The sequence below is a fragment of the Mesorhizobium sp. M8A.F.Ca.ET.207.01.1.1 genome (assembly GCF_004794715.1).
Lineage (GTDB): Bacteria > Pseudomonadota > Alphaproteobacteria > Rhizobiales > Rhizobiaceae > Mesorhizobium.
This window is the reverse complement of the sequence record NZ_SRUS01000011.1, coordinates 119,655-133,287: the sequence shown is the minus strand read 5'-3', so window position 1 is coordinate 133,287 and position 13,633 is coordinate 119,655. Positions and strand designations below refer to the sequence as shown.

16 protein-coding genes are annotated in these 13,633 nt (G+C 65.9%); 9 read left to right on the top strand and 7 right to left on the bottom strand.

Translation table 11 applies throughout. The features are described 5' to 3' along the window. The first annotated feature begins 93 nt into the window (after positions 1–93). Together EN850_RS27575 and EN850_RS27570 are read left to right on the top strand one after the other, a co-directional pair. Entirely contained in the window at positions 94–1,332 is a 1,239-nt protein-coding gene (locus EN850_RS27575) for an MFS transporter (protein WP_127872852.1), read from the top strand. A gap of 72 nt (positions 1,333–1,404) precedes the next feature. Then, positions 1,405–1,635: a hypothetical protein gene (locus tag EN850_RS27570; protein WP_136092696.1), complete on the top strand. Its 231-nt coding sequence runs from the start codon at positions 1,405–1,407 to the stop codon at positions 1,633–1,635. A 53-nt stretch (positions 1,636–1,688) separates the two neighbouring features. On the opposite strand, the gene EN850_RS27565 is transcribed toward EN850_RS27570, so the two are convergent. The 6 genes from EN850_RS27565 to hemC form a co-directional block, all read right to left on the bottom strand. After that, positions 1,689–2,405, bottom strand: a complete 717-nt coding sequence (locus tag EN850_RS27565; RefSeq protein ID WP_127277928.1) for a glutamine amidotransferase — start codon at positions 2,403–2,405, stop codon at positions 1,689–1,691. Positions 2,406–2,423: 18 nt separating this feature from the next. Then, positions 2,424–2,903 carry a TerB family tellurite resistance protein gene (locus tag EN850_RS27560; protein ID WP_127277927.1) on the bottom strand — a complete coding sequence of 160 codons (480 nt, stop codon included), beginning with the start codon at positions 2,901–2,903 and terminating at the stop codon, positions 2,424–2,426. Between the two features lie 53 nt (positions 2,904–2,956). Beyond that, on the bottom strand, positions 2,957–4,552 hold the full coding sequence (locus tag EN850_RS27555; RefSeq protein WP_127277926.1) for a heme biosynthesis protein HemY: 1,596 nt from the start codon (positions 4,550–4,552) through the stop codon (positions 2,957–2,959). A gap of 10 nt (positions 4,553–4,562) precedes the next feature. Continuing rightward, positions 4,563–6,041, bottom strand: coding sequence for a COG4223 family protein (locus tag EN850_RS27550; protein ID WP_136092695.1), 1,479 nt, complete (start codon positions 6,039–6,041; stop codon positions 4,563–4,565). A 111-nt stretch (positions 6,042–6,152) separates the two neighbouring features. Then, a complete protein-coding gene (locus tag EN850_RS27545) occupies positions 6,153–6,869 on the bottom strand; it encodes a uroporphyrinogen-III synthase (protein WP_136092694.1) in 717 nt (238 codons plus the stop codon). Positions 6,870–6,871: 2 nt separating this feature from the next. Then, positions 6,872–7,810 (bottom strand): hydroxymethylbilane synthase, encoded by a 939-nt coding sequence (gene hemC, locus EN850_RS27540; protein ID WP_136092693.1) that lies wholly within the window; start codon positions 7,808–7,810, stop codon positions 6,872–6,874. Between the two features lie 103 nt (positions 7,811–7,913). Between hemC and tsaD the strand changes: the two genes are divergently transcribed. From tsaD to EN850_RS27505, 7 genes are read left to right on the top strand one after another with little or no spacing between them, the layout of a single operon-like run. Next, positions 7,914–8,999, top strand: a complete 1,086-nt coding sequence (gene tsaD / locus EN850_RS27535; RefSeq protein WP_189343598.1) for a tRNA (adenosine(37)-N6)-threonylcarbamoyltransferase complex transferase subunit TsaD — start codon at positions 7,914–7,916, stop codon at positions 8,997–8,999. Continuing rightward, the gene (locus tag EN850_RS27530) at positions 8,996–10,018 is read left to right on the top strand and encodes an NAD(P)H-dependent glycerol-3-phosphate dehydrogenase (RefSeq protein ID WP_127872846.1); all 1,023 of its coding nucleotides are present in this window, start codon (positions 8,996–8,998) and stop codon (positions 10,016–10,018) included. Before tsaD ends, EN850_RS27530 begins: the two co-directional genes overlap by 4 nt. Before the next feature lie 19 nt (positions 10,019–10,037). After that, a complete protein-coding gene (locus tag EN850_RS27525) occupies positions 10,038–10,334 on the top strand; it encodes a YciI-like protein (protein ID WP_127278253.1) in 297 nt (98 codons plus the stop codon). A gap of 17 nt (positions 10,335–10,351) precedes the next feature. Then, positions 10,352–10,777 (top strand): EVE domain-containing protein, encoded by a 426-nt coding sequence (locus EN850_RS27520; RefSeq protein WP_136092692.1) that lies wholly within the window; start codon positions 10,352–10,354, stop codon positions 10,775–10,777. Then, positions 10,774–11,457: a methyltransferase gene (locus tag EN850_RS27515; protein ID WP_136092691.1), complete on the top strand. Its 684-nt coding sequence runs from the start codon at positions 10,774–10,776 to the stop codon at positions 11,455–11,457. The genes EN850_RS27520 and EN850_RS27515 overlap by 4 nt, the downstream gene beginning before the upstream one ends. A gap of 23 nt (positions 11,458–11,480) precedes the next feature. Beyond that, complete coding sequence (locus tag EN850_RS27510) at positions 11,481–11,876, top strand: DUF1761 domain-containing protein (protein WP_136092690.1); 396 nt, start codon at positions 11,481–11,483, stop codon at positions 11,874–11,876. Positions 11,877–11,914: 38 nt separating this feature from the next. Beyond that, positions 11,915–12,658 carry a glycosyltransferase family 25 protein gene (locus tag EN850_RS27505; RefSeq protein WP_136092689.1) on the top strand — a complete coding sequence of 248 codons (744 nt, stop codon included), beginning with the start codon at positions 11,915–11,917 and terminating at the stop codon, positions 12,656–12,658. Positions 12,659–12,683: 25 nt separating this feature from the next. Here EN850_RS27505 and gcvA read toward each other — a convergent pair whose 3' ends face one another. Continuing rightward, the gene (gene gcvA, locus EN850_RS27500) at positions 12,684–13,616 is read right to left on the bottom strand and encodes a transcriptional regulator GcvA (RefSeq protein WP_136092688.1); all 933 of its coding nucleotides are present in this window, start codon (positions 13,614–13,616) and stop codon (positions 12,684–12,686) included. Positions 13,617–13,633: the final 17 nt, after the last annotated feature.

Below are 13,633 nucleotides of genomic sequence, written 5' to 3'. Positions count from 1 at the left end.
CGCCCCGAACTTTTATCCAGTTCCATTGGTCGAACAGCGCCCATCCGGGAAGTGCCCCGCGAGCCGATGCCCACCGCAACGGGGCCTCTTTCCATGATACCAGAACAAACTTTGCCGGAGCAGCGTTACGCCGCGTTCCGGCACAAAGCCTTCCTCAGCTATTGGACGGCGCGCTTTCTCACCACCTTCGCGACCATGATCGTTTCCGTCGCCGTCGGCTGGCAGGTCTATGACCTGACGCGCGATCCGTTCGACCTCGGCATTGTCGGCATCGTCCAGTTCCTGCCATCGCTGCTTCTGGTGCTGGTGACAGGTGTCGTCGCCGACCGCTTCGGCCGCCGGCTGATCATGACCCTGGCGACATTGGTCGAAGGCGCCTGCGCGCTGGCTCTGCTGTTTCTGACCCTGCGCGGCCTTACGACCCCGCTGCCGATCTTCGCCGTACTGGTCATGTTCGGCATTGCCCGAGCCTTCTATGGGCCGGCTTCGTCCTCGCTGTTCGCCAATCTCGTGCCGCAGCGGGATTTCGCCAACGCCATCGCCTGGAACTCCTCCGCCTGGCAGACGGCGACGATTGTCGGCCCTGTCGCAGGCGGCTTGCTCTATGGCGTGTCGGCGGAGGTGGCCTATGCCACGGCGGCAGTCCTGATGCTCGCTGCCGCGTTGCTCATCTTCACCATCCCCAAGCCCGCGCAACAGACGGCCACGGACAAGCCGACAATGGAGACGCTGTTTGCCGGCTTCCGCTACATCTGGAGCGAGAAGATCGTGCTCGGCGCCATCTCGCTCGACCTCTTTGCCGTGCTTCTGTCCGGCGCCTCGGCACTGCTGCCGGTCTATGCCCGCGATATTCTGCAACTCGGCCCCTGGGGCCTCGGCCTGCTGCGCTCGGCGCCGGGCATCGGTGCCATTTGCGTCGCCATCTGGCTTGCCGGCCATCCGATCCGCGATCACGCCGGCAAGATCATGCTGAGCTTCGTCGCGGCGTTCGGCGCCTGCACAGTGCTGTTCGGCCTGTCGACCCTTACCTGGCTGTCGATAGCGGCACTTGCCCTGCTCGGCGCCACCGACATGTTCAGCGTTTACATCAGGGAAACGCTGATCCAGCTGTGGACGCCCGACGCGGTGCGCGGCCGCGTCAACGCCGTCAACCAGGTCTTCGTCGGCGCCTCCAACGAGGTCGGCGAATTCCGCGCCGGCACCATGGCGGCACTGATCGGCACGGTTCCGGCGGTGGTCATCGGCGGCGTCGGCGCCGTCGCGGTTGCCGGCCTGTGGGCCTATCTGTTCCCGGCGCTGCGCAAGGTGAGGCACCTCAAGGGACGAAACTGAAGGCTTCATCGGTATCGGCGGGGCCGCGAATCTGTGCTAAGCCGCCGCCCAATCAACGAAAGGACGACACCTGTGAGCGAACCGACCGTGGCCGAGGCGACCGAAAATATCTATGCGTCGCTCCGGGCGGACAATGCCGACATCGACGCGCATATCGCGACGCTTAAGGCGGCGCTGACACGCGAGGGGATGAAACAGGCGGTCTTCGATCCTGCCAAATTGGCGCAGAACAACCGCTCGGGCCGCAAGTTGATGCAGGCTTACTTTCGGCAGCGCGGCGTGAGCGTGAGGTTTTCGGAGTAGTTTCCACACTCCGAAAACCGATGGTCGGCCACATTGGCGGCCACTGGTCTGCCCTAACGCGCCGCCGGCCCGCCAAAAATCATCCGCAAGAACTCGTCGAGCCAGCGCTTTAGGTGCATGTCCCAGATCAGCCGGCCGCCGAGATGGTCGCGGCCGGGCTGGGCGCCGGGTAGCTCGAAACGATGGGCGCCGCGCACCACCCAGCGCTGCATCATCACCCTGGTGAGTTCGCCATGGAACTGGATGCCCCAGGCATTGTCGCGATAGCGGAAGGCCTGGTTGGGATAGGTCTCGTTCGTGGCCAGCAGCGTCGCGTCGCTCGGCAGCGAAAAGCCCTCGCGGTGGAACTGGTAGACCATTTCGGGCCAGTGCATCAGCTTCCTGCCGGCCTCGGTCCCCTTCAGCGGATACCAGCCGATCTCCACCAGCCCTTCGCCGTGGCCCTCGACCTTGCCGCCGAGATGATTGGCCAGCATCTGCGCGCCCAGGCAGATGCCGAGCAACGGCCGGTTTTCCCTGAGCGGGACTTCCAGCCAGTTGGTTTCGCGGCGGACGAACTCGTCCTCGTCATTGGCGCTCATTGGCCCGCCGAACACCACCGCGCCGGCATGGCCATCCAGCGTTTCCGGCAAGGCGTCACCGAGCGGCGGGCGGCGAATGTCGAGATCGAAGCCTTCTTCCAGGAGCATGTGGCCGACGCGTCCGGGGCTCGAATTCTCCTGATGCAGCACGATCAGGATCTTTGGCTTCGGGCTCGTTGCGCGCTGCATCGTTGGGCGAAATCCCGTCTATTCGTCGCTTGACGTCCCGCGCGCGCCTGGCGCATGCGCCGCGGCCTGGCGGCGCGCCTCGACCCGGTCGTGGCGCTCGACGCCGATCAGCTCGGCAACGCGCCACACCGTATTGTCCTCGAGCTCATGCAGCTCGCCATCGGCATAGACGATCTCCCACATCAGGCCGATGAAGGCCTTGCGCCCCTCCGCGTCGAGATGGCGCTTGAGCACGCTGGTGAAGGCATAGAGGTCGATCGCTTCATTGTCGGCGCGCTCGCCGGCGGCGACGAGCGCTTCGAGTTCGGCACCACTGATCGAATAGCTCTGCGCCAGCACCGCCTTGAAGCGCTCCCACTCGACATCCTGGCGCACGCCATCGGCATTCATCACATGGTAGAGCAGCGCCGAAGCCGCGACGCGCGGATCGTCCGCGCTGGTGTGGCTGGCCGAGCCGGCCGGTAAATCCCTGAGAAACGACAGAACGCGCTCGAACATCAATTCATTCCCAAACGGCCCGATGGCCAGGTCAAATCACCCGATGGCCAAAATCAAAACAGCCGGAACCGGCGTGGCGACTTTTCCGCCTCGTCGTCCGGATCGACGCCTGGATCGTCCGGCAGGCGCGCCAGTTCTTCCGCCGGCTCGACGGCCTCGGCATCGGCCGGCACCGCGGCAAAGGCGGCGGCCGTGACCGGGGTGACATGATCCTCGCGGCTTTCGGCGTCCTTGCCCGTTGCCTCGTTGCCCGGGGCGGCATGATCGATCACCTCGACCGGCTTTTCAGGCCTGCCCGTCGCCTCGATGGCTACCACCGGGGCATCCGGTTCAACATCGCGACTGTCGATCAGTTGGCCAAGGCGTTCCATCGGCGCGCGCCATTCGAAGGCGTCGAGCCGCCCGGTGACCGGCGAGACCGGCGCCCAGCGCTCGGAGACGATGCCGTCGGCGACCCAGGCCGGATCGCGCGGCGCCCGAACCGCCTTGGAGAGCAGCTGCCGTACTTTGCCCTGGTCGCCGGTCTCGGCCTCCTCAATGTCGGCCAGGAGCAGATAGGCGCCCTCGCGGCGGTCCATGCGGATCGCGGCTTCGGCCTCGCGGCGGGCGGTCGACAAATCCTGCGCGTCGAGCGCCGCACGCGCCACCGTCATCGACGATTCGGTGTGGTTCTTCTTCATCTCCTGCAGCTTCTTTGCCCGGTTGAGCCGATCAAGCACGGCGTCGCCAGGCCTAGCATGGGTGTAAAGCTCGGCAATTTCGGGATGCGGCTCGGCCTTCCATGCAGTCTCGAGGATCTTCGAGCCCTTGCGCACGTCGTTCTGTTTGAACAGCGCGGCGGCGGCGGCAACGGCGGCAGGCGCGAAGTCGGGGGCGAGTCTGTTGGCCTCGATCGCCGCTGTCCTGGCAGCCGCGGGATCGCTGTCGGCGAGCGATTGCGCCTTGGCGGTCAACAGCACGGCGCGGCGGCGGTTGGCAGCATCGCGCTCGATCTGCCGCGTCGACTTCTGCGCCTCGACCAGTTTCAGCGCACCGTCCCAATCGCCGCGCGCGGTCAGCTCCTCCAGCGTCGATTCGGCCGCCCATGCCAGTTGCGGCGCCACCGCGGCGGCGCGGCCGGCATAGTGCCGGGCGGCGTTGCGGTCGCCCAGGCGCTCGGCTTCCAGATAAAGCCCGCGCAGGCCAAGCAGCCGCATTTCCGGATCGTCGAGCATGCTCTCGAATTTTTGCCGCGCACCTTCATGGTCGCCTTCGAGCAGCGATGCCTGCGCTTCGAGCAGATGGATCAACGGCTCCTGGTCGGAGCGGATCAGCTTGGCGGCTTCCTTGGTCTTCTTGCGGGCCAGCGCCCCATCGCCGGCGCCGGCGGCGATCATGCCGGTCGACAGCGCCTGATAGCCACGGTCGCGGCGGCGCACGCGAAAATAGCGCGAAATTGTGTAGGGGCTGTTCCACAGCGACTTGATCAGCCACCAGACGATCATCACCGCCGCGACGACGGCGACGACGGCCACCGCCGCCACCATCAGGCTGACCTGGTACTGATAGCCGTTGAAGGTGACGACCATGTCGCCCGGCCGGTCGGCCAGCCAGGCAAAGCCCAGCCCGAGCGCGAAGACGACGATGAGGAAGGCGAGCAGGCGGATCATCGTGTTGCCCTCATGCCTTCATCGCGCCGGAGATCAGCGCGTCGACCTGGGTTTCGACCTCGATGCGCGCCTTCAGTTTGCCGGCAAAGTCGGCGCCCGCGGCCTTCGCGGCTTCCGGCAGCGTGTCATATTCGCTGAGCGCCTTGGCGTAGTCACCCTGAGTGACCGCAACCTCCATGCGCGCCACGGTTTCCGGCGCACCTTTACCTTCGACGGCCCCGATCGGCCGGACCTTGACCAGTGACTCGGCGCTCGACATCAAATTCTGCAGGAAGCCGGCATTCTGGTCGACCGGCGTGGCGGCGGCGACCATGGCATTGGCGGCGACGTCCATCTGCGAGGCGATCTCGGTGCGGGTCGGCACGCCCTTTTCGGCATAGGCACGCAAGGTCGCAAGCTGCGGCGCATCAGGCGAGATCGCGGCCAGCGTATCGAGTTCGGCCGAAAACGGCGCGCCACGGTCGAGCGCGGCCTTGAGCGCGGAAGCCGCGATGGCGATCGCGATCTTCGGCTGCGACGCCTGTGCGTCGACCTTCCCGGAAAGCTGCGACACCGATTGCTCGAGCGCGGCAAGCCGGCCTTCCTGCGCCTTCGCCGCCTCGCCCGTCGACTTCACCAGCGCATCGAGACCGGCCATTTTTTCGTTGAGTGGGCCGAGATCGACGGGCGCCGCGCTGCCGGCCTTGCCGAGAGCGGCGACGGCCGTTTCGATCTGCTTGACCTTGTCGCCAAGTGCGGCGAGCCCGGCATTGTCGCCGGCGCCGCCCTTTTCGACCGCCGATTTCAGCGCCGCGACATCGCTCTTGACCTGGTCGAGCGCCGACGACAGGCCGTCGACCTTGGCCGATGCACCATTGTTGTTGCCGGCTTCCCTCATGTCTGCGATTTCGCTCTTCAACGAGGCGATCTCGCCATTGACGCCGTCGAGCGAGGCACCGGGAGCGGAACCCGGCGCGCCGAGCAGGCCGGCAAATTGCAGGCCACCGGCGCCGACCAGCGCGATGACACCGCCGATGATGCCGGCGGCGATGCCGTTGAGGCCGCCCCGCTTCGGCTGCGCTGCCATCGGCTCGCTCCTTGAGTCGGTTTTTCCGGCAGCCGCTTTGGCCTCGCCGGTCTTTGTGCTTGCGTCCTCGAAGCTGTAGTCGAACGCCCTGGCCTGGTTGGGAGGTGTATCCGAACCGGGATAAGGCATTTCCGGCTCGGCGGCTTCGGCCTCGGCATGCGGCGGCGCCTCTGTGCCGGACCGCCCGGCGGCGGCGTCGCCATGCTCCCAGGGTTCGAGATCCGCCTGATCGGCATGCACCGGCTCTTCCGGGAGCTCTGGTCGCGAGGCGTTCGCGGATTCCTCGGCCCTCGCCTCGTCGGTCTGGACGGTAACCTTGGCGGCATCCTCGTCGACGATGCGTGAGACGGCGCCCGGATCGAGGTCGATGGTCACCGGCTCGCGGCGGCTTTTCGAGTGTCGCATCTTCGGCGTCTTGACCATGCATGGGCTCCGCAAAATTCGCTTCGTCTCAACGCGCGGCGGCGCGTGATGGTTCTAAAAAGGGTCTAGCACATCACCAAGCGGTGAAAAGGGGCGGTGTGATGACGCGGGTCAGGGCCGTGCCCGCAAAAGTGCCAGCAGCGCCTCCTCGTCGGGCCGTGCGGCGACACGGATTGCTTTGCCGGCGCTGTCGCCGAAGGCGGCGGCGATGCGCGCGGAAAGGACAAAAAAACGCGTCTTTTCAAAGGCTTTTTGCAGAGCGGGTCGTCTGGCCAGGACCTGCATCGCGGCAGCGGCGTTGGCCGAATAGAGCAGCACCACATCGACGGCTTGGCCTGATAGCAGCGGAAGGATCGCTTCGTCCGAATAGCTCACCGCAAGCGTGTCATAAGTCTCTACGGCATGGACCTGGACATACGCTGCTTCCAGCTTCTGTTCGAAGGCAGCAAACCGCACGCGCCCACAGAGATAGACGATCGTTTTGCCGGAAAAGGCGGTCGCCATGCCGTCGGCCAGCGCCTCGGCATCGCCAGGCCCCTCGCTGACCGACAGAAAACCGACTTTGCGCGCGGCCTCGGCGGTCCTCTTACCGACAGCATGACAAGGCAGCCTGGAAAGCGCCGCTACCAGATCTCCAGAGGCATGGCGCACGGCATTGGCGCTGGTGATGGCGACGGCTGCGACATCGTCCGGAACCGCCTTGGCATCGACCGGCAGTGCCGTCGTCTCCGTCAATGGCAGGAGAAGAGGCTCAAAACCCATTTCTTTCAGCTTTCGCGCCGTGCGCGATGCACCGGGCTCCGGTCTGGTGACCAGGACGCGAAGCATTTTCAGAGCCAGCCGTCGAAGAACTTTTCGCCGGCCCTGGCGCGAACCGCCCGCGCGGCGTCAGCCCCCATTTCCGCCGCGTCCGTGGCCTCGCCTTCCAACCGGACGTCATGCCACTCCGTGCCGTCGGGCGAGATGATCAGCCCGGCAAAGGACAGTTTCCCGCCCGACACCGTCGCATGGCCGGCGATCGGTGTGCGGCACGAGCCGTCGAGCGTGGCGAGAAACGCGCGTTCGCAGGCCAAGGCCTGGCCCGTCGGCACGTGATGGATCGCCGCAAGCATTGTCTCGATATCACGGTCGCCGACGCGCGTTTCGATGCCGATCGCGCCTTGTCCCGGCGCCGGCGGAAAATCCTCCAGCGGCATCAGGTCGGTAATCACGCCTTCGAGCCCGAGCCGCTTCAGCCCGGCATAGGCGAGAATGGTGCCCTCGGCGATGCCTTCATCCAGCTTGCGCAGCCGCGTCTGCACATTGCCGCGGAACATCACCACCTCGAAATCCGGCCGCATCCGGCGGATCAGCGCCTGGCGACGGAGCGATGACGATCCGACCTTGGCGCCATGCGGCAGATCGGCGATCCGCCCGACCGCCTTGCCTATGAAAGCGTCGCGCGCGTCCTCGCGCGGCAGGAAAGTGGAAAGCTCTAATCCGCCCGGAAGCACCGTCGGCATGTCCTTCGACGAATGCACGGCGATGTCGATACGCCCGTCGAGCAGCGCTTCCTCGATTTCCTTGGTGAACAGGCCTTTGCCGCCGGCCTCCGACAGTGGCCGGTCCTGAATACGGTCGCCGCTGGTCGAGATGGGTACCACTTCAAACGCCTGCTCGGGAAGGTCATGCGCTTTCATCAGCCGCACACGCGTCTCATGCGCCTGGGCAAGCGCCAGCGGGCTGCCGCGCGTTCCGATTTTGCAGGTTCCGATTTTCAAAGTTTGCATGGCGCGCGGTCCGTGATAACCCCCGAGCGAAATCGAGGTCTTGCCGGCCTTTTCCTAATGGGGAATAGCCTCATAAACAATCTCTTGGGATAGCGACGAATTGATCCGCGTTCTGGGCATTGAGACGAGTTGCGACGAGACCGCCGCCAGCGTCGTGGCGCTGGAGGGCGATGCCGCGCCGAAAATCCTGTCCAATGTCGTGCTCTCTCAGATCGAGGAACATGCCGCCTTCGGCGGTGTCGTGCCCGAGATCGCCGCGCGCGCCCATGTCGAGGCGCTGGACGGCATCGTCGAGGCGGCGCTCGCCGATTCGGGCGTGGCGCTGGCCGATATCGACGCGATCGCCGCAACCGCCGGTCCAGGCCTCGTCGGCGGGCTGATCGTCGGCCTGATGACGGCCAAGGCGATCGCCGCCGCGGCGAACAAGCCGCTGATCGCCGTCAACCACCTCGAAGGCCACGCCTTGACGGCGCGGCTGACCGACGGGCTCGAATTCCCCTACCTGCTGCTGCTGGTCTCCGGCGGCCACACGCAGATCCTCGCCGTGCGCGGCGTCGGCGAGTATCAGCGCTGGGCCACCACCATCGACGACGCGCTCGGCGAAGCCTTCGACAAGACCGCCAAGATGCTCGGCCTGCCCTATCCCGGCGGTCCGAATGTCGAGAAGGCGGCGCTATCGGGCAACCCGTCGCGCTTTGCCTTCCCGCGGCCGATGAAGGGCTCGGCGCAGCCCGATTTTTCCTTTTCCGGCTTAAAGACCGCCGTGCGCCAGGCGGCAACCGCGATCGAGCCCCTGAGCGACCAGGATGTCGCCGACATCTGCGCGTCGTTCCAGGCGGCGGTCGCCGATGCATTGGCCGACCGCGTTTCTCGCGCCCTGGCACGCTTTCGCGAGACATTCCCTGGCACGAAAAGCCCGTCGCTGGTCGTCGCCGGCGGCGTCGCCGCCAACCGCGCCATCAAGGCGACGCTGGAACGGCTCTGCGCCGAGGCCGGCTTCACCTTCGTCGCGCCGCCGCTGAAATTGTGCACCGACAATGCCGCGATGATTGCCTGGGCCGGCATCGAGCGGCTGCGCGCAGGCATGGCGCAGGAGAACGGCTTCGATTTCGTGCCGCGCTCGCGCTGGCCCCTGGACAGCGTCTCGACGCCAATGGTCGGCTCCGGTCGGCGCGGAGCCAAGGCATGACAGATCGGGCCACGAAGAGCGCGGGCCGGGGCAAAAGTGGCTGGCGTGTCGCCGTGCTCGGCGGCGGCGCCTGGGGCACGGCGCTGGCGCTGGCCATGCTGCGCGCCGGCCATGCCGTGCGGCTGTTCGCGCGTGACCCTGAAACCGTGGCCTCGATCGGTCGAGGCGAGAACCCACGCTACCTGCCCGGCATCGCCATCGCGCCAGGCATCGAGGCGACGAGCGACATCGAGGCGGCGCTCACTGGCGCCGATTGCGTGCTGGCGGTGACGCCGGCGCAGGCGTTGCGCGCGACTCTGGCGGCCGCGAAGGATCATATGCCGGCCGGCATTCCGCTCGTGCTCTGCGCCAAGGGCATCGAGCGCGACACCGGCGCCTTGCTGTCGGCAATCGCTCTGGAAATCCTGCCGCGAAACCCGGTCGCCGCCTTGTCCGGGCCGAGCTTCGCCAGCGATGTCGCCCGCGGCCTGCCGACGGCGGTGGTGGTGGCCGCCGGCGACGAGGCGCTTGCCGCCGACCTTGCCGCCCGTTTCTCGGCGGAAAACCTGCGCTGCTATTCGAGCGACGACCTGATCGGCGTCGAGATCGGCGGCGCCTTGAAGAACGTCTTCGCCATCGCCGCCGGCGCCGTCACCGGGGCCGGGCTCGGCGCCAGCGCCCAGGCCGCCATGGTCACGCGCGGCTTCGTCGAGCTGCGCCGCATCGGTGCCGCCTTCGGCGCAAGGCCCGAGACCCTGATGGGGCTTTCCGGCCTCGGCGACCTGCTGCTCACCTGCTCGTCCACCCAATCGCGCAATTTCGCTTATGGGCTGGCGCTCGGGCAAGGCAAGGCGCTTTCCGGGCTGCCGCTGGCCGAGGGCGTGCCGACGGCGGCCATCGCCGCCCGCATCGCCGCCGAGCGCAACATCGATGCGCCGATCATCGCCGCCGTGGCCGCCATCCTGGACGGCACCATCACCATCGGCGAGGCCGTGACAGCCTTGATGACCCGGCCGCTGAAGACCGAGACCAACGATTGACGACCATCAGGAGAAAGACATGCTGTTTGCACTGATTTGCAAGGACAAGCCCGGAAGCCTGCAGGTGCGCGTTGATACGCGGCCCGCGCATGTCGCCTTTCTCGAGGCGCTGAATGGCGAGAAGAAGCTGGCCTTCGCCGGCCCGTTCCTCGATGCTGATGGCAAGCCGAACGGCACGCTCGCCGTGATCGAAGCGCCCGATATGGCCGGAGCGCAGGCGCTGTCGGCCGCCGACCCCTATGCCAAGGCGGGGCTGTTCGAGAGCGTCGAAATCCGCCCGTGGAACTGGGTCTTCAACAAGCCGGCGGCCGGCTAACCGGCAGGAGAACGAAAATGAACTACTGGCTGTTCAAATCCGAACCCTCGGTTTTCTCCTTCGAGGCGTTGAAGGCCAAGGGCAAGGCCGGCACCCAATGGGACGGCGTGCGCAACTACGCCGCCCGCAACAACATGAAGGCCATGCAGATCGGCGATCTCGGCTTCTTCTACCATTCCAACGAGGGGCTGAACGTGGTCGGCATCGCCGAGGTCTGCGCGCTGGCCCATCCCGACACCACATCGGATAATCCGCGCTGGGAGTGTGTCGACATCCGCGCCGTCAGGGACGTGCCGAACCCGCCGACGCTGGAAGACGTCAAGGCCAATCCAAAACTGGCCGAGATGGCGCTGGTGCGGCTCGGACGGCTTTCCGTGCAGCCGGTGACGCCGGCCGAATGGAAGGAAGTCTGCCGCATGGGCGGCCTGACGCCTGCGCCGTGACGGCGCTCACCTCCGACAGCGCCAGGCAGTTCATTCTCGACAACACGGCGCTGATGGCGCCGCCGCATGTGCCTGAGATTCTTTTACACCTCGCCGACGAAGCGCATGACCTTTGGCAGCGGACCGAGGAGGAACTGGTCGAGATCGGCCTGCCGCCACCCTTCTGGGCTTTTGCCTGGGCCGGCGGCCAGGGCCTCGCCCGCTATGTCATCGACCATCCCGATATGGTGCGAGGCAAGCGCGTGCTCGACTTCGCCTCGGGTTCCGGCATTGTTGCCATCGCCGCCGCCAGGGCCGGTGCGGCGGACGTGACCGCCGCCGACATCGACCCGTTCTGCGCCACCGCGGTTCGTCTCAACAGCGAGGCCAATGGTGTTCCGATCGAATTCCTCGGCGCGGACTGTATCGGCACCGATGCGGGCTGGGACGTGGTCCTGGCTGGCGACGTCTTCTATGACAAACCCTTCGCCGACCGGCTGATGCCGTGGTTTTCGGCGCTCAAACGGCGTGGCGCCGACATACTGGTCGGCGATCCCGGCCGGTCCTACCTGCCGCGATCGGGGCTGGCGCCGCTTGGCGTCTATCAGGTGCCGGTGACACGGGCGCTCGAGGATGCCGAGGTCAAACGTACGACCGTGTGGCGACTGCTTGACGCCATCGCCGAACAGGCGTTTCCATAAACCGCATCTGGAGGGGGAAGCTCATGGATTTTTCAGCAGTGAACTGGATGGCGGTGGTCGCCGCCGCCGTCGTCGCATGGCTGTTCGGCGCCGCCTGGTACATGGCGTTGAGCAAGCCCTGGCTGAAGGCCGCCAAGCTCGATCCGGCGACGATGAAGAAATCGCCGCTGCCCTTCGTCATCTCCTTCATCGCGGAACTGATTATGGCGCTGGTCATGGCCCTGGTCGTCGGCGCGATGACGGGTGGTGAGCCGACCTGGCTGGCGGGGCTGATCTTCGGCTTCGTGCTTTGGCTGGGTTTCGTCGCCACGACGCTGTCGGTCAACCATCGCTACGAGAATTTCGGCTGGGACCTGACCCTCATCGATGGTGGCCATTGGCTCGGCGTGCTGCTGATCATCGGTGTGGTGATCGGCTGATTCGGCGCCGTCGCGGCCTGAATGGAGCGCTAGTTTTGATGGCGGACGAAACCGGCTTTCCGCGCGACCTGGTGTTCAGCCGGATCTGTCATGTCAAGAATGGCTATGACGACCGGCGCCGGCATATCGTGCGCGAGTTCGAGCGGCGCGGCGTGCCGGTCACCTTCTACACCGACTGGGACCAGCCTGACATCACGCCCGATATCCGGGCCGAACTGGTCGCTCCAGACTTTACACACCCGGCGGCTGTCTCGCTGGCGCTGAAGCATGTCGGCATCTGGCGTGATTTCCTCGAAACCGACCAGCCCTATTGCCTGGTGTTCGAGGATGACGTCTTCCTCGCCCGCGACTTTGTCGCCAAGTTCCGGCAGGGGCTCGCCGAACTCGGCGATCCCAACCGCAAGGCCGTCATCTATCTCGGCAATGGAAGCAACTACTACACGCCGAGCTGGAAATTGCGCAAAGGCCAGAAGCTTTACCCGGCGCTCCATGCCCGCTGCGCCGATTCCTACCTGATCACCCGGCCGGTCGCCGAAGCCCGTTGCAACTGGATTGCGCAAAACAAGATATCCACGGCCATCGACCACCAGATCGAACAGATGGACGAGAAGCTCGGTGTTGAAATGCTGTGGTTCGAGCGGCCGATCGTCGAGCAGGGCAGCGAGAACGGCGCTTTCCAAACGTCCGTCGCCGGCAAGAGACAGCCGCTTCTCTACAAGAAGCTGAAATGGAACGTGAAAAAGTACCGGCGCATGATCTTCGGCCACAACGCCCGGTCCTAAGGAAGGCCGAACCTCGCGAAGCCGCCTACAGCTTGTCCGCGCTGCGCGTCCTCGCCACCTCCTCCAGAATCCATTCGCGGAAGGCGACGATACGGGGATCCTCGGCTGTCGCCTGCGGATAGACAAGGAAATAGGCGAATTCCGGCGCAACCCTGATGCTGAGCTCGAAGGGCCGCACCAGCCGGCCCTCGGACAAGTCGTTTGCCACCATGGCGAAATCGGCGAGCGCGACGGCATTGCCGTCGAGCGCTGCCTGGACAGCATCCGTGGACGTGCCGAAGACGACGGTGCGGCTGTCGTCGAAATCGTTGATGCCGGCAGCCGCCATCCACATGCGCCAGTTCGGCCATGTCACGCCCTGGCGAGCCCATTCGATATGGGCAAGCGTGTGGTTGAACAGGTCGCGCGGCTCGCGCAGGGGCGGCCCGGATGCCAGGAGGCCCGGACTGCACACGGGAATGATGATGTTGTCGAACAGGCGATGCGCGTAGAGCCCCGGATATTTGCCGGCGCCGAAGCGGATGCCGACATCGACGTCGTCGAGATCAAAATCGCGCAAGCCATAGGCGATGTCGAACCTGAGTTCGATGCCCGGCCGCAGTTTGCGGAAATTTTCGACGCGCCGCATCAGCCATTTCGCCGCGAACTGGGCATCCAGCGTCACTTTCAGGAATTCGGTGCCGCGCGCCATCTTGCGCGCGCGCATCACCGCCCGGCCAAGCAGGTCGAGCGTGTCGGTCGCTGCCTCGTACAGCACCGCGCCCGCTTCCGTCAGTCGGATGGTGCGGCTGGTGCGGGTGAACAGCACGATGCCGAGCTGATCCTCGATTTCCTTGATCTGATGGCTGACGGCGGCGGGCGTCAGGCCGAGCTCGTCGGCGGCGCGGGTGAAATTGAGGTGCCGGGCCGCAGCCTCCAGCGTTCTCAGCGCCCGCGTTCCCGGCAACAGGGCCGCCATCAGCGCCCGGCCCGATC

Coding starts and splice junctions, on each gene's coding strand:
- EN850_RS27545 (WP_136092694.1), bottom strand. CDS start 6,869: ATGCTTCGCGTCCTGGTCACCAGACCGGAGCCCGGTGCATCGCGCACG.
- EN850_RS27560 (WP_127277927.1), bottom strand. CDS start 2,903: ATGTTCGAGCGCGTTCTGTCGTTTCTCAGGGATTTACCGGCCGGCTCG.
- EN850_RS27530 (WP_127872846.1), top strand. CDS start 8,996: ATGACAGATCGGGCCACGAAGAGCGCGGGCCGGGGCAAAAGTGGCTGG.
- EN850_RS27525 (WP_127278253.1), top strand. CDS start 10,038: ATGCTGTTTGCACTGATTTGCAAGGACAAGCCCGGAAGCCTGCAGGTG.
- EN850_RS27510 (WP_136092690.1), top strand. CDS start 11,481: ATGGATTTTTCAGCAGTGAACTGGATGGCGGTGGTCGCCGCCGCCGTC.
- EN850_RS27550 (WP_136092695.1), bottom strand. CDS start 6,041: ATGGTCAAGACGCCGAAGATGCGACACTCGAAAAGCCGCCGCGAGCCG.
- gcvA (WP_136092688.1), bottom strand. CDS start 13,616: ATGGCGGCCCTGTTGCCGGGAACGCGGGCGCTGAGAACGCTGGAGGCT.
- EN850_RS27520 (WP_136092692.1), top strand. CDS start 10,352: ATGAACTACTGGCTGTTCAAATCCGAACCCTCGGTTTTCTCCTTCGAG.
- EN850_RS27575 (WP_127872852.1), top strand. CDS start 94: ATGATACCAGAACAAACTTTGCCGGAGCAGCGTTACGCCGCGTTCCGG.
- EN850_RS27505 (WP_136092689.1), top strand. CDS start 11,915: ATGGCGGACGAAACCGGCTTTCCGCGCGACCTGGTGTTCAGCCGGATC.
- hemC (WP_136092693.1), bottom strand. CDS start 7,810: ATGCAAACTTTGAAAATCGGAACCTGCAAAATCGGAACGCGCGGCAGC.
- EN850_RS27555 (WP_127277926.1), bottom strand. CDS start 4,552: ATGATCCGCCTGCTCGCCTTCCTCATCGTCGTCTTCGCGCTCGGGCTG.
- EN850_RS27565 (WP_127277928.1), bottom strand. CDS start 2,405: ATGCAGCGCGCAACGAGCCCGAAGCCAAAGATCCTGATCGTGCTGCAT.